Origin of the sequence: Gordonia paraffinivorans (assembly GCF_900683595.1) — a bacterium.
Classification (GTDB): Bacteria; Actinomycetota; Actinomycetes; order Mycobacteriales; family Mycobacteriaceae; genus Gordonia; species Gordonia paraffinivorans.
Map to the genome: position 1 here is coordinate 824,573 of NZ_CAACYD010000006.1, position 14,149 is coordinate 838,721.

The 14,149-nt window shown below is 68.4% G+C and carries 13 protein-coding genes; 10 read left to right on the forward strand and 3 right to left on the reverse strand.

Annotated features, from left to right (window positions below; genetic code table 11):
• Positions 1 to 165: 165 nt before the first annotated feature.
• Positions 166 to 1,425: a tRNA guanosine(34) transglycosylase Tgt gene (gene tgt, locus E1P53_RS10755; RefSeq protein ID WP_006901182.1), complete on the reverse strand. Its 1,260-nt coding sequence runs from the start codon at positions 1,423 to 1,425 to the stop codon at positions 166 to 168.
• A 122-nt stretch (positions 1,426 to 1,547) separates the two neighbouring features.
• On the opposite strand from tgt, the gene E1P53_RS10760 reads away from it, so the two are divergent.
• Positions 1,548 to 2,042, forward strand: coding sequence for a hypothetical protein (locus tag E1P53_RS10760; protein ID WP_006901183.1), 495 nt, complete (start codon positions 1,548 to 1,550; stop codon positions 2,040 to 2,042).
• A 59-nt stretch (positions 2,043 to 2,101) separates the two neighbouring features.
• The gene (locus E1P53_RS10765; protein WP_131734292.1) at positions 2,102 to 2,899 is read left to right on the forward strand and encodes a MerR family transcriptional regulator; all 798 of its coding nucleotides are present in this window, start codon (positions 2,102 to 2,104) and stop codon (positions 2,897 to 2,899) included.
• A gap of 40 nt (positions 2,900 to 2,939) precedes the next feature.
• Here E1P53_RS10765 and E1P53_RS10770 read toward each other — a convergent pair whose 3' ends face one another.
• Positions 2,940 to 3,755, reverse strand: coding sequence for a tyrosine-protein phosphatase (locus E1P53_RS10770; RefSeq protein WP_131734293.1), 816 nt, complete (start codon positions 3,753 to 3,755; stop codon positions 2,940 to 2,942).
• Positions 3,756 to 4,448: 693 nt separating this feature from the next.
• On the opposite strand from E1P53_RS10770, the gene E1P53_RS10775 reads away from it, so the two are divergent.
• From E1P53_RS10775 to E1P53_RS10795, 5 genes are all read left to right on the forward strand, one after another.
• Positions 4,449 to 5,180 carry a P-loop NTPase family protein gene (locus E1P53_RS10775; protein WP_109239879.1) on the forward strand — a complete coding sequence of 244 codons (732 nt, stop codon included), beginning with the start codon at positions 4,449 to 4,451 and terminating at the stop codon, positions 5,178 to 5,180.
• 62 nt (positions 5,181 to 5,242) lie between these two features.
• Positions 5,243 to 7,150 (forward strand): YhgE/Pip family protein, encoded by a 1,908-nt coding sequence (locus E1P53_RS10780; protein ID WP_244941162.1) that lies wholly within the window; start codon positions 5,243 to 5,245, stop codon positions 7,148 to 7,150.
• 120 nt (positions 7,151 to 7,270) lie between these two features.
• On the forward strand, positions 7,271 to 8,668 hold the full coding sequence (gad, locus tag E1P53_RS10785) for a glutamate decarboxylase (RefSeq protein WP_006901188.1): 1,398 nt from the start codon (positions 7,271 to 7,273) through the stop codon (positions 8,666 to 8,668).
• Between the two features lie 100 nt (positions 8,669 to 8,768).
• Complete coding sequence (locus tag E1P53_RS10790; RefSeq protein WP_109239882.1) at positions 8,769 to 9,446, forward strand: hypothetical protein; 678 nt, start codon at positions 8,769 to 8,771, stop codon at positions 9,444 to 9,446.
• A complete protein-coding gene (locus tag E1P53_RS10795; protein WP_109239883.1) occupies positions 9,443 to 10,495 on the forward strand; it encodes a helix-turn-helix transcriptional regulator in 1,053 nt (350 codons plus the stop codon). Before E1P53_RS10790 ends, E1P53_RS10795 begins: the two co-directional genes overlap by 4 nt.
• 19 nt (positions 10,496 to 10,514) lie before the next feature.
• Here the strand turns inward: E1P53_RS10795 and E1P53_RS10800 are convergent, their stop codons facing one another.
• On the reverse strand, positions 10,515 to 11,819 hold the full coding sequence (locus E1P53_RS10800) for a UDP-N-acetylmuramoyl-tripeptide--D-alanyl-D-alanine ligase (RefSeq protein WP_006901191.1): 1,305 nt from the start codon (positions 11,817 to 11,819) through the stop codon (positions 10,515 to 10,517).
• A 185-nt stretch (positions 11,820 to 12,004) separates the two neighbouring features.
• On the opposite strand from E1P53_RS10800, the gene E1P53_RS10805 reads away from it, so the two are divergent.
• From E1P53_RS10805 to E1P53_RS10815, 3 genes are all read left to right on the forward strand, one after another.
• Positions 12,005 to 13,081 carry a D-alanine--D-alanine ligase family protein gene (locus E1P53_RS10805; RefSeq protein ID WP_040527083.1) on the forward strand — a complete coding sequence of 359 codons (1,077 nt, stop codon included), beginning with the start codon at positions 12,005 to 12,007 and terminating at the stop codon, positions 13,079 to 13,081.
• Between the two features lie 105 nt (positions 13,082 to 13,186).
• Positions 13,187 to 13,606: a DNA-binding transcriptional response regulator gene (locus E1P53_RS10810; protein WP_006901193.1), complete on the forward strand. Its 420-nt coding sequence runs from the start codon at positions 13,187 to 13,189 to the stop codon at positions 13,604 to 13,606.
• A gap of 148 nt (positions 13,607 to 13,754) precedes the next feature.
• Positions 13,755 to 14,147: an NADH-quinone oxidoreductase subunit A gene (locus E1P53_RS10815; RefSeq protein WP_006901194.1), complete on the forward strand. Its 393-nt coding sequence runs from the start codon at positions 13,755 to 13,757 to the stop codon at positions 14,145 to 14,147.
• Positions 14,148 to 14,149: the final 2 nt, after the last annotated feature.

Genomic DNA, 14,149 nt, shown 5'->3' on the forward strand with positions numbered 1-14,149 from the left:
TTTCGGCGCTTGGCGCGTCTCATCTTTCTCTCTCGCTGGGCTCGGGTACCCGTACAGGGTGCCGAGTCGTCGACCGGTCGCGCAAGTCTGCGCTGGTCAGACAACGTGCGGCACCGCGGCCGGGTTCCGTGACCCGCCCCACATCCGCCGGTGGGTCCGGAACGCTCAGTCCTTCTTCGAGGCGTAGTAGCGACGCAGGAACTCGTCGCGGTACTCGACGTAGTTCCCGTCCTCGATCGCCTGGCGGGCCCGATCGACCAGCTGAACGATGAACGACACGTTGTGCAGGGTCGCGAGAGTCGCGGCGAGCCCCTCCTTCGCCTTGAACAGGTGATGGATGTAGGCGCGGCTGTACTGCGAGGTGTAGTTCTCGATCTCGGGATCGAGCGGACGGAAGTCGTTGCGGTACTTCGCGTTCGTGATGTTGTACCGGCCGTCGAGCGAGTAGATGGCGCCGTTGCGGGCCACGCGGGTGGGCGAGACGCAGTCGAAGGTGTCCACGCCGTTCTCGATGGCGGTGAAGATGTCGTCCGGTTCGCTGATGCCCAGCAGGTGCTTCGGCGCGTCCTCGGGCAGCTCGTCGTTGACCCAGCCGACGATCGTGCCGAGGTTGTGCTTCTCGAGCGCCCCGCCGATCCCGTACCCGCCGAAGCCCTTTCCACCGGCGGCGCGGTCCGCCTCGCTGAGCGCGACGAGATCGCGGGAGGCCTTGCGCCGCAGGTCCTCGTACTGCGCCCCCTGCACCACGCCCCACAGCGCCTGCTGCGGGCGATGCGCGCGCTCGGCACTCAACCGGTTGTGCTCGGCGAGGCAACGAATCGCCCACAGCCGGGTGCGCTCCAGCGAGTTCTCCTGGTATGCACGGGTGTTCATCAGAGTGGTCAGCTCGTCGAAGGCGAAGATGATGTCGGCGCCGAGCTGGTGCTGGATCCGCATCGACACCTCCGGCGTGAACCGGTGCGCCGACCCGTCGAGATGCGACTTGAAGGTCACGCCGTCGTCGTCGACGCGCGAGAGCCGTTCGCGGCCGTTCGCGGTCAGCGTGTCGTCGGGGTTGCCGACCTCCATCGCGATGACCTTCTTGAAGCCCGCCCCGAGGGACATGACCTGGAAGCCACCGCTGTCGGTGTAGGTGGGCCCGTGCCAGTTCATGAACTTGCCGAGGCCCCCGGCCTGGTCGATGATCTCCGGGCCGGGCTGCAGGTACAGGTGGTAGGCGTTGGCCAGCACCGCCTGCGCCCCGAGGTCGGCGACCGACTCGGGCAGGACGGTCTTCACCGTGGCCTTGGTGCCCACCGGGATGAAGGCGGGCGTGCGGATCTGTCCGTGGGGAGTCGAGATCACCCCGGTGCGCCCCCGGGTGCCGGGCAGGGTGGTGCCGACGGTGAAAGGACGATCGGCGACGAAACTCTCGGTACTGCTCACCGCAGCATCTTCGCAGGTCGCCGACGCCCATCCCAAACCGGCGACGCGGGCGGGTCCCGGCATCGGCCTGCGTCGCCGCGACGACGCGATGGCGCGACGGCGCCGTTCGATACGGTGGGACCATGTCGAGCCCACGAGTGCTGACCCGCCCGAGGAAGATCGCCACCGGTGTCGCCACCGCGGCAGTGGGCGCGTCGTTCGCCCTGCTGACCCTCACCGCGTGCGGCGGCGAACAGGATGTCACCGACACGGCCACCTCGAGCGCCGCGGTTGCGCCGGCGAGCCCGAACGCCTCCGCGCCCGTCGTGGCCGGGCGCAAGCCCGCGACGACACCCGCGACCTCCCGCACCACGACCTCCGGGGCGACCGCCTCCGAGGCCGGCGGTCCCGGCACCCAGTGCGGCACCGTCCCCGGCCCCGACGGCGCACTGACCGTCACGATCCTCGCCGGCGACGTGAGCTGCGAGACCGCCGACGAGATCGGGGCGGAGTACGGCCCGAAGATCGCCACCGGCACACAGCACGAGGTGTCGGGCTGGACCTGCGGCCCGTCTCAGCTGCGCGGTGTCCTCTCCGCGTGCCAGAAGGGCGAGTCGGTCATCGGCTTCGCGCCCTAGCCCCTGCCCGGCGCGCAGGACTTGACCCTGACGCGGCGTCAGGCCCGAAGGTGAGCGATGTGAGTGATGGGGAAGGCTCCCGACGAGCACGACCGACGCCGCCGCTGACGGTCGGAGCGGTCGCCGGCATGGCCGGTGTCAGTGTCCGCACGTTGCATCATTACGACCGGATCGGACTGGTCACGCCCTCGGCGCGCACCCCGGCCGGGTACCGCGTCTACGACGCCGCCGACGTCGAGCGGCTCTACCGGGTCCTGACCTATCGGGAACTCGGCTTTCCTCTCGAGCAGATAGCGACCCTGCTCGACGATCCCGATGCGGACGAACTGCATCACCTCCGCGCCCAGCGCGACATGCTCACGAAACGGATCGATCGCCTCCGTCGGATGGTCGCGGCCGTGGAGGAGATGATGGCCACCAAGAAGCAGGGAATCCGGTTGTCCGCCGCCGAGCAGGCGGAGATCTTCGGCGACGACTGGAACGGGGACGCATACGCCGCCGAGGCGGAGGAACGCTGGGGCGACACCGATGCGTGGCGCCAGAGCCAGACGCGCGCGTCCGAGTACTCGAAGGAGGACTGGAAGCGCATCAAGGCCGAGTCAGACGACCTCGAGCGCCGTCTGGCCGACGCCATGCTGCGCGGGGTGACGCCGGGATCGGCGGAGGCCGACGCACTGGCAGAAGAACATCGCGCGCAGGTCGGGCGGTTCTACGACTGCAGCCACGAGATGCACGTGGGCCTGGCCGACATGTACGTCGCCGACCCGCGTTTCACGGCGCACTACGACGAGGCGGCCCCAGGCCTCGCGGTCTACCTGCGCGAGGTGATCCGGGCCAACGCCGCGAAGCGCGGGTGATCCGCGGCATCGGCCCGCATCCCGGCCGTGGCGGCCGGCCTCACTGTTCCAGGTAGCGCTCCCGAAGCTTCTCGGGAACCGACGCATCCAGCCCCAGGCCTTTGGTGAAGTAGCCGTCGATATCGCCGAACTCCTTGACCATCTCGTCGAAGGCGCCTTCGAGGTACTCGCGCCGGACGCCGAGGAGCGCCGACAGCACATCCGGGTCGCCGCCGGCCTTCTCGAAGGCCGCGAAGATCGGGTGCAGGGCGGGGATGAGTTCGTCGTTGGTCAGCAGGTAGTCCTCGAAGACCTCGTCCCGGCTCACGCCCAGCACGGTGAGGAACGTGGCCGCCGCCCAGCCGGTGCGGTCCTTGCCGGTGGTGCAGTGGAAGAGCGCCGCACCCGAGGTCGACGGCTCGGCCAGCTCCTCGTAGAACCTCCGGTAGGCCGCCCGGGCGCTGGGCAGGGTGACGATCTGGCGATAGGTGCCCTCGATCAGGGTCTCGGCCTTGCCGCCGCCAAGTGCCTCGTTGGCCTTGGCGACCATCGCCGGGTCTGCGAGCACCGCGTTGAGGTGGGCCGGGATCGCCGTCGCGGAGTCGGCCAGCACGTCGAGCGGCACGTCGGTGACCCCGGGCAGGTCCGGATCGGGCGCGGCCTGCCGCTCCGCCGCGGTCCGCAGATCGAAGATCAGCGTGATGCCCAACTCCTCGAACTTCGTCCGGTCGTCTCCGGCGAGACGGTGGAGTTCGGTGGACCGGTAGACGCGGCCGGTCTGCACCTTCCGACCGTCGGCGGTCACCCAGCCGCCGAGGTCGCGGAGATTGGGAACGGTCGCGAGTTCGATGGCGTGAGCATGTTTCGGTTGGGTCATGGCGACGATTCTGACAGTTCCCCGATCGTCCCGATCCCGCGTATCCGAGGAAGAAAGCGGATATCGTGCCGCTCAAGAGCCGCCCGCGGACGGCTCGGCGGCGGATGCTGCCCGCCGAAGCCCGACAACCCCTGGAAGATGGAGCTTCCCGGCCGGTAAGTGAAATCGCGTGCCATCTTGCCGACACGCGCTCCGACACCGTTGCGACAGCGCTCGAGGGGCAGGAATCGGGCGTCGGCCGCCGGCCCGGCAACCTGAAAATGGCCCCCGAGCACCGCACTGTCGTCGCAGCCAGAGCAGGGTTGTCCGGTCTCGGCGACCCTCAGGGACAGCGTTACGGCGGTCGGAGCAAAATCCGTGCCATCACAGATGCTGCATGTTGCACGCAATCCGTTGAACCCGCCGAAGGCCGTGGGCTAGGTTCCATGCCATGTCCTGGAAAGTGGCAGTTCACGGTGGCGCATCCCGCGCCACCGTGCGGTTGCGGAAGAATGCGTCCCGAGAACTCCTCGATGGCACGGACCTTTACGTCGGCGCCCTGACGAATCCCGCATCCACTGCCGGAACCACTCTCCGAAAGATTCTCTGATTCTTCTCCGGTTGTTCGGCCATCCCGGCTGAGCAACCGAGAACCTGTGCTCGAAGTACGACGAAAGAAAGTTGGACGATGTGCGGCCTTCAGAACGGGCGACGATGAGTGACGTCCCGGAGCCGAGCGGCTCCTCCTCCGGCCTTCCGCTCCTGGAAGCTCGCGGCCTCACGGTGAACGCCTCGTGGGGGCACATCTTCGGGCCGGTCGACTTCACCGTCGCCGAAGGCGGCGTCACCGTGTTCGCCGGGCCGGAGAGCCGCGGACGCGCCGCGCTGCTGCTCACCGTGGCCGGCCGGATGCGCCCGAGCAAGGGAGAGCTCACCGCCTTCGGCCGGACCAATGACGCCCAGCACCTCTTCAACCGCGCCGCGGTCGCGTGGATCGACGAGGTCGACGGCATCCAGCAGGCCATCCGCATCCGCGACGTCGTGACCGAGCTCAAGCGCTGGTCTTCTCCCTGGTGGAAGTGGGTCACGCCGGCAGGTGAGGACGACCTCGAGCGCGTCTGCCGCCCGGTCTTCGGCTCCTACCCGCTCCCGGACCTCGAGGCCTTCGTGGAGGAGCTGCCCGAGCTCAGCTCCGCGCTGTTCCGCATCGCCGTGGGCAACCACCGGCGTCCCCCGCTGCTGGTCATCGGCGGCGTGGACAGGCTCACGCGGCGCGAGAACCAGGTCCTCCTGATGGAGCGGCTCGTCGATCTGGGCCGGACGCAGACGGTCATCACCGCCGACGTCAACGCCGTGGCACCCGCGGGCGGCGTGCGCGCCGTGATCCCCGTCGACAACCTGACAGAAGGCCAGTTCCTCGGCCTCGACCACGAAGATCGGACCTAGAGAACATGTTTGCCGCATTCTCCCCGGGCAGCGACATCAAGCGGTAGTACTACCGCGGCACGATGCCCCGGCTCGCACTGGTCGTCATCATGCTCATGCCGCTCCTCTACGGAGCGATGTACCTGTGGGCCTTCTGGAACCCCTTCGCCGCCGCCGACAAGATCCCGGTCGCGCTTGTGAACGAGGACCGGGGCGCCGTGGTGATGGGCGAGAAGCTCAACGCCGGCGAGCAGGTCGCCAAGGGCCTGATCGAATCCAAGCAGCTCGACCTGCACGAGGTCTCGCCTGCCGAGGCCGCCGACGGCGTCGCCCACGGCAAGTACTACTTCTCGATCACCCTGCCCGAGGACTTCAGCGAGGCGATCGCGTCCCCGACGAGCGACTCCCCGAAGTCCGCACAGCTGGTGTTCACCTACAACGACGCCAACAACTACCTGGCCACGATCATCGGCCAGGATGCCGCTCAGCAGGTCGTCAACAGGGTGAGCGCCCAGGTCGGCACCCAGACCTTCGACATCGTCCTCAACGACGTCGGCGGGGTGACCGGCAAGCTGACCCAGGCCGCCGACGGCGCGAACGAACTCGCCTCCGGGCTCAAGACCGCCAACACCGGCGCGGATGAGATCGCCACCAACATGGTCACCGCCAAGAACGGCGCCGATCAGCTCGCGAGCGGCCTCGGCGAGCTCGACTCCGCGCTCATCAAGGCGACCGATCCGCTGTTGAACGCTCTCGGCGCCGACCAGACCGGACTCTCCGCAGCCGAGGTCAACGCCGCCGCAGATCGTCTCGCGCGCAATGCCGGCGCGGCCTCGAAGGAACTGAGCGCCGCGGCCAACCAGCAGTCCCAGGCCAGCCAGGCGCTGGACAACGTGGTCAGCCAGCTGAGCGCGTCGTCGGACCCGACCGTGCGCGGCCTCGCCAATGCGCTCGCCCCGGCCCAGCAGTTCCTGCGTACCAGCGGGCTCGGCCCCGATGCGAACAGCCAGCTGAGCCAGCTCAACACCGACGCCACCGTCTTGTCGCAGCAGCTCGGCAACCCGAACAGCCCGCTGCGCCTGGGCCTCTCGCTGGCCGAGAACGGCGGCCTGCGCAACGACATCATGGCGGCCCGCGGCGCGGCCAACGAGCTCGCGAGCGGCTCCGCCGAGCTCGCCACGGGCCTCGGCGAACTGAGCGCCGGCGCCGACCAGCTGGCCTCCGGCATGAAGGAACTGGCCTCCGGCTCCCAGGAACTCGCATCCGGCCTCGACGAGGGCGTCAAGGCCATCCCGGCGTGGACCAAGCAGCAGAAGGAAGAAATCGCCGCGACCCTCGCCGACCCGGTCGAGCTGAAGCAGGCCTACACCCACGAGGCGCCGACCTTCGGCACCGGCTTCGCCCCGTTCTTCATGTCCCTCGCGCTGTTCGTGGGCGGCATCATCACCTGGATGCTGCTGACGCCGCTGCAGTCCCGCCCGATCGTGCAGGGCTTCTCGTCGATGCGCGTCGTCCTCGCCTCGTACGCCCCGGCGTTCACGATCGGCTTCGCCCAGGCAGCCATCCTGTACTCGGTCGTCACCTTCGCGGTGGGCCTGCGCGCCGTCCATCCGATAGCGACGTTCTTGTTCCTGTTGTTGGTGGTCGCGACCTTCATGGCGATGATCCAGATGTTCGACGCCGTGTTCGGCATAGCCGTGGGACGCGTTGTGACACTGGCATTCCTCATGGTCCAGCTGGTGTCCGCGGGCGGCATCTATCCGGTGCCCACCACCGCGAAACCGTTCCAGTACATCCACTACGTCGATCCGATGACCTACACCGTGGAAGGCCTGAGACAGCTCACGGTCGGCGGCATCGACTATCGACTCTGGCTGGCGATCGGCGTGCTCGCCGGTATCACCATCGTCTGCCTGCTCATCTCCGCATGGGCCGCGCGACGAAACCGCCAGTACACGATGGATCGGCTGTATCCGCCGGTGGAAGTCTAGGGAGGTCAAAACACCAAACCCCCACGAGAAACGGCTGTTTCGGGTAACACCGAGTGCAGTCGTCCGACCCCCGAAATCGGCACCAGTGAACCCGCATTGAAAGATCCAGGAGGAAACACCTTGACTTCCCAAGCTCGTGCGAACACGAACATCGGCGACGACCTGAACCTGCGCACCGTCTTCACCCGACCGGGCGAGGCGACCGATCTGCCGAAGTTCAAGCTCGCCGACAACATGTTGCTGCCCGAGACCGCCTACCAGATCGTCCACGACGAGGCGATGCTCGACGGCAACGCGCGCCTGAACCTCGCGACCTTCGTCTCCACCTGGATGGACGACGAGGCCAAGCGGCTGTACGCGGAGTCGGTCGACAAGAACATGATCGACAAGGACGAGTACCCGCAGACCGCCGCGATCGAGGATCGCTGCTGGCGCATCATCGCCAACCTGTGGCACAACCCGGACGTCGACAACGCCATCGGCACCTCGACGATCGGTTCGTCGGAGGCCTGCATGCTCGGCGGTCTCGCCCTCAAGCGCCACTGGCAGGCCCGCCGCAAGGCCGAGGGCAAGTCCATCGAGAAGCCGAACCTGGTGCTGTCCACCGCGGTCCAGGTGTGCTGGGAGAAGTTCTGCAACTACTTCGAGGTCGAACCCCGCTGGGTCCCGATCAGCGAGGAGCACCTGGTCCTCGACGGCCATGACCTCGAGAAGTACGTCGACGAGAACACCATCGGCGTCGTCGCCATCATGGGCCAGACCTACACCGGCATGTACGAGCCGGTGAAGGAGATCGCCGCCAAGCTCGACGAGATCCAGGCCAACACCGGCCTCGACGTCAAGATCCACGTCGACGGCGCGTCGGGCGCGATGATCGCCCCGTTCTGCCAGCCCGATCTGGAGTGGGACTTCCGCGTCGAGCGCGTCGTCTCCATCAACACCTCGGGCCACAAGTTCGGCCTGGTCTACCCGGGTGTCGGCTGGGTCGTGTGGCGCAGCGTCGAGGACCTGCCGGAGAGCATGGTCTTCCACTGCAGCTACCTCGGCGGCAACATGCCCACCCTGGCGCTGAACTTCTCGCGTCCGGGCGCCCAGGTCCTGCTGCAGTACTACCAGTTCCTGCGTCTCGGCTTCGAGGGCTACCGCCAGGTCCAGCAGGGTTCGCTCGACGTCGCCCAGTGGCTGTCGTCGGAGATCGCCAAGATCGACGCCTTCGAGCTGGTCAGCAAGGGCGACACCATCCCCGTGTTCGCCTGGCGCATGAAGAAGGGCCACACCGACAACTGGAACCTCTACGACCTGTCGGATCGCCTGCGCATGAAGGGCTGGCTGGTTCCCGCCTACCCGATGGCCGACGACCTGGCAGACATGACGGTCCAGCGCATCGTCGTCCGTGCCGGCCTCAGCCATGACCTCGCCCGCGCGCTCATCGCCGACATCAAGACCGAGGTCGAGTTCCTCGAGCGCCTCGAGGGCCCGATCCCGGCCGAGGGCGAGCGCAGCCACTTCCACCACTGATCGCCAGATCATCGCCAGTCGAGGTCCCCGGCCCGGGCCCCCGCCGGGCCGGGGACCTCGTCGCAAACAGGCTCGTCGCAGACAGGTAGGTAGGTAGACAATGAGCGTTGCCGCGTCGACCCCCGGGCGCAGCACAGTGTTCGTCCCGACACTGAACAAGCAGTGCTGGGGCTTCATGATCGGGTCGTCCCTGTTCGCGCTGAGCTCGGCGCCCGGCTTCGGCTCGTGGGCCGGTTCCGGCGCCGTCAACCTGTGCTGTTTCATCGGAGCCTGGTTCTTCACCGCGGCCGGCCTGATCCAGCTGATCCTCAGCGGCCCGGTGACCACCAAGGTCGACTACGGCAGCGGCGTCATGGTGCGGGCCGACTGGCTCGCCGCCTCGACGCAGTCGCTGGGCACCGTCCTGTTCAACGTCAGCACCACGGCGGCCCTCACCGCGCACTCGATTCCGTCGCAACGCGAGTTCGTGTGGTCGCCGGATGCGGGCGGCTCGATCCTCTTCCTCATCAGCGGCTTCCTCGGTGTGCGCGGCTACCGGCACGCGCACACCTGGTTCGATCCCCGATCGGCCGACTGGTGGTCGGTCCAGATCAACCTCATCGGCTGCATCGCCTTCGGCGTCGCCGCCGTCGGCGCCTACGTCTCCAAGGCCGGGGTCACCGTCGACACCGCGATGGCCAACTGGGGCACCTTCATCGGCGCCATCTGCTTCTTCCTGTCCTCGCTCGTCGTTCTGCCCGCGTGGACCCGCAGCAAGCCGGAGGCTGCAGCAGCGTGACCGAACTGTTCGATGACGCAATGGATTTCGGCATCCCGACGCCAGTCGTCGAGTCCTGGCGTGATCGGATCGGCGCAAACCGGAACGTGGGACGAGCCCAGCCGCTCCGCCTCTCCGGGCCCGAGGGCGTGGAGAACTACAGCCCGATCATCGAGGTACAGGTCGAGGACCCCGAGAAGTTCGACTCGCTCATCTACACGCGGCAGTTGTCGTTGATCACGACATTCTGCGCCCTGCACACGCCATTCCAACTGACCCGCACACCGCAGCTCGTTCTCGATACCCCCTCTGACGACCTCATCATCGCCGTCCACACCATGCGGGGCCGCCACACCGTCCGCCAAGGCACACGCGACTACGCATATCGGCCGGGGCAGTTGGCATTCGTCAGCAATGCGGCGCCCTACGTCGAGCGCACCTACGAAATCAACGACCCCGCCGGACTCGTCGTCCCTCTCGAGCTGCTCGGCAGTCAGCGCCGCATCGCCGAGCAGGCGCGACGCCCGGTCGCGTCCGACACTCTGCTGGCCCGCGCCACCGCGTCCTTCATCCTCCAGTTCACCTCCGACACGGCAGTCGAGGTCACCGAGGCCACCGAGGAAACCGAGATGGCCGCCATCGAACTCGTGCGTGCCGCACTCGGTCAGCTCGACTTCGAGCAGCGACCCATCACCGACAACGCGCTCTTCGTGCGCGAGGCGGTGAGCGACCTCATCGAACGCCATCACCGCGATCCGTCGTTCACGCCGAACCGGCTCGCGCGTCTTCTGCACATCAGCCGCCGACAGCTCTACCGCCACTTCGAGGACACCGAGGACTCGCTGGCCGCACGTATCGCGGATCGACGGCTCAAGACCGCGTGCGAGCTCCTGCGCACGCGTCCGGACCTGTCGGTCGCCGACGTCGCGCGCCTCTCCGGGTTCCCGTCCAGTCCCACGATGCGCAACCGGTTCCGTGCCGAGTTCGGTTGCGGTCCCAGCGAATACCGTACCCAGGCCGCCTTCGAGGACGGGGTGGTCCACCTCGGGCGCAACAAAGCCGCCGACTGAGGGTCGCACGGGGGCGCGCTCAGCCCAGCAGTGCCTGCGCGACGCGTTCCAGGGCGGCGACACGGCTGCCCTTGACCAGCACCGCATCCCCGGGCCCCAGGTCGTCGAGCGCGGCCACTGCCTCGTCGATGCCCGAGACGTGCCGTGCCGTGTCCCCGTAGTCCGGCTCGTCCACTGCGACGAGAGCGATCCCCAGGCCCGCGGCCTGCTCCGCGATCGCGAGGTGCTCGCGCGCCGAGTCGTCGCCGAGTTCGGCCATCGTGCCGAGCACCGCGACGCGCCGTCCCGCGGGCAGCGCCGCCAGCGACCGCAGTGCCGCCGACATCGACGTGGGGTTGGCGTTGTAGGCGTCGTTGATGATCGTGACGCCGCCGCTCGACCTCCCCAGTTCCATACGGAGACCGGACAGCTCGGCGGCCGACATCCCCGACGCGATGTCGGCGACCGACACCCCCAGTCCCCCGCCGGCCGCCGCGGCCGCCAGGGCGTTGGGCACCTGGTGCTCGCCGCGCGCGCCGAGACGCACGTCGGTGGATCCCCACGGGGTGTGCAGACGGAACGACGCTCGCAGCTCGTCGTCGAGGACGATGTCGGAGGCGTACACGTCGGCGTCCGGGGACAGTCCGTAGCGCAGCACCCGCGCCGAGGTGCGCTCGGCCATCGGGGCGACGTACGGGTGGTCGTTGTTGAGCACCGCGATGCCGTCGGCGGGCAGGGCCTCGACGAGTTCCCCCTTGGCGCGGGCCACGGATTCGATGTCGCCGAACAGTTCGAGGTGCGCGCCCTCGACGCGGGTGATCACGCCGACCGTCGGGCTCGCGATCGAGCACAACAGCTCGATGTGCCCGATCCCGCGGGCGCCCATCTCCAGCACGACGGCCTCCACGTCGTCGTGCGCGAGGGCCAGGGTCAGCGGCAGCCCGAGCTCGTTGTTGAAGGACTTCTCGCTGGCCGCGGTCCGGTAAGTGGTCTTCAGGACCCCGGCGAGCAGATCCTTCGTGGAGGTCTTGCCGACGGAGCCGGTGATGCCGACGACGCGGTCCGGGATGCGGCGGCGCACCGCGCGTCCGAGATCGGCGAGTGCGAGCGCGGTGTCGGCGACGCGGATCGCGGTGCCGCCGGCCGTCTCGGGCCTCGAGGTGAAGTAGGCCGGCGCCCCCGCCTCGAGCGCCTTGCCGATGAAATCGTGGCCGTCGCGCTCGGCGACGATGGGGATGAACAGCTGACCCGGGCGGATGTTGCGCGAGTCGATGCTCGCACCGTCGATCCGGACGTCGGGACCCGACAACTCGCCGCCGGTCGCCGCCGCGACCTCACTCGCCATGAAATGCACGTGCTCCACGCTAGCCGACGGCGCCGCCCGGCCCCTTCGGCCGACCGGGGCACCCTGCTCGTCGGCGCCGGCGTGCTCGCGGAGGAGGTATGCCAGGCGGCGGGCGACCGTGTCGAACTCCACATCCGCGCCGACTCCGCGAGAACCCGCTCGCCGGTGCCCGTATCGTGACAGGCATGTCATCCCGGCTGTTGCGTCTTGTGGTCCTCTACGGCGGAGTCTCCGCCGAACACGATGTGTCCCGGGTGACAGCCGCTCACGTCCTGGCCGCCGCCGATCGGACGAAATACGACCTGGTCCCCATCGGCATCGCCAAGGACGGCACCTGGCTCCGCAACGACAAGGCCATCGCCGCCCTCGCCGACGGCACCGCCCTGCCGGACTCGCTCGAGGTGGCGGGCACCGCCATCGACCCCCTCACCGAACTCCGCGGCCACGCCGGCGAGGCCGTCACCGTCGTCCTGCCGCTGTTGCACGGGCCGCACGGCGAGGACGGCACCATCCAGGGCATGCTCGAGCTCTTCAAGCTGCCCTACGTGGGCTCCGGCGTGCTCTCGTCGGCGCTCTGCATGGACAAGGCCATGGCGAAGATCGTCGCCGCCCAGGCGGGCATCCCGCAGTGCCGCTGGATCGAGTTCCGCGACGGCGTCGACGACCCGCGCGCCATCGTCGGACGCGTCGTCGAGGAGCTCGGCCTCCCGGTCTTCGTCAAGCCCGCGAACCTCGGGTCGTCGGTCGGCATCAGCAAGGCCCACGACGCCGCCGAGGTCGACGAGGCGATCAACCTCGCCCTCCGCTACGACAACGTGGTGATCATCGAGGAGAACGTCGACGGCCGCGAGATCGAGATCGCCGTCCTCGGCGACACCGCGCCGGAGACATCCCTGCCCGGCGAGATCGAACCCGGCAGCGATTTCTACGACTACGAGGACAAGTACGTCACCGGCGCCGCGAAGCTCGTCATCCCCGCCCCGCTGCCCGACGAGGCGGTGGCACAGGTCCGGGAGCTCGCCGCGCGGACGTTCACCGCGATGCGCTGCAGCGGCATGGCCCGCGTCGACTTCTTCTACGAGGAGTCCGGACGTGGGTGGCTGCTCAACGAGGTGAACACCATCCCTGGATTCACCCCCGGCTCGATGTACCCGAAGCTGTGGGAGGCGACCGGGATCGCCTACCCCGATCTGATCGACCAGCTCGTCACCTTCGCGCTCGACGTCCATCGACGCCGCGTCGGGTTCTCGACCGAGCACTGACCTCCCCGGCCGGGGCCCGTGCACCCGCCCCCGGCCGGACGGCAATCGCCACTCCGGTTGGCCAACTCCCCGAAGCGGACGCCGAACGGCGGTAGCATCGCTGCCGTGACCGACACCCTGCCTCCCCGGGCGCTGCGCGTGCTGGTCTACTCCGACGATCCCGACACCAGGGCGCAGGTCATCGCCGCCCTGGGATCCCGCCCGTCGAGCGCCCTGCCAGAGCTCGCCTTCACCGAAGTCGCCACGGCTCCAATGCTGTTCAGCCAGCTCGAGGCCGGCGTCGTCGACGCGGTGATCGCCGACGGCGAGGCGACCCCGTACGGCGGCATGGGCGTCGCGAAGCAGATGAAGGACGAACTCGACCCCTGTCCGCCCGTCCTGGTGCTGCTCGGTCGCGCCGACGACCGATGGCTGGCCGACTGGTCGCGCGCCGACGCGTATGCGCACCTGCCCGTCGATCCGATCGCCCTCCCCGAGGCCTTCGTCGAGATGCTGGGAAACGCCGAACTGTCCCAAAATGGCTGACGCCCGCCAGACGACCACCTAGGCTTGTGTCGTAGCTCACATACGTGTGGGAGGGGCCGGACCGGCCGCCCGCGCGATGAGGACAACCGCCGAACCGATCCACCCACCAGGTGGATGCCGGCACCCTGAGCGAGGAGGAGTCCACGCTGTGAACGCCTACGTCCCGATCATGATCCTCGGGGCAATCGGCGTGGCGTTCGCCGTCTTCAGCGTGTTCGTCGGCGTCGCGATCGGGCCGAAACGGTACAACCGCGCCAAACTCGAGGCCTACGAATGCGGCATCGAACCGGTTGAGAAGAGCTATCTGGCCCCCTCGGGCGGGGCGGGCGCGGTCCGCCAGGTCCAGCGTGTGCCGGTCAAGTACTACCTGACCGCGATGTTGTTCATCATCTTCGACATCGAGATCGTCTTCCTCTATCCGTGGGCGGTCGCGTTCGACTCGCTCGGATGGTTCGGCCTCGCCGCGATGCTGTTGTTCATCGTCAACGTCTCCGTCGCGTACGCCTACGAGTGGCGACGGGGCGGACTGAGCTGGGATTAGGG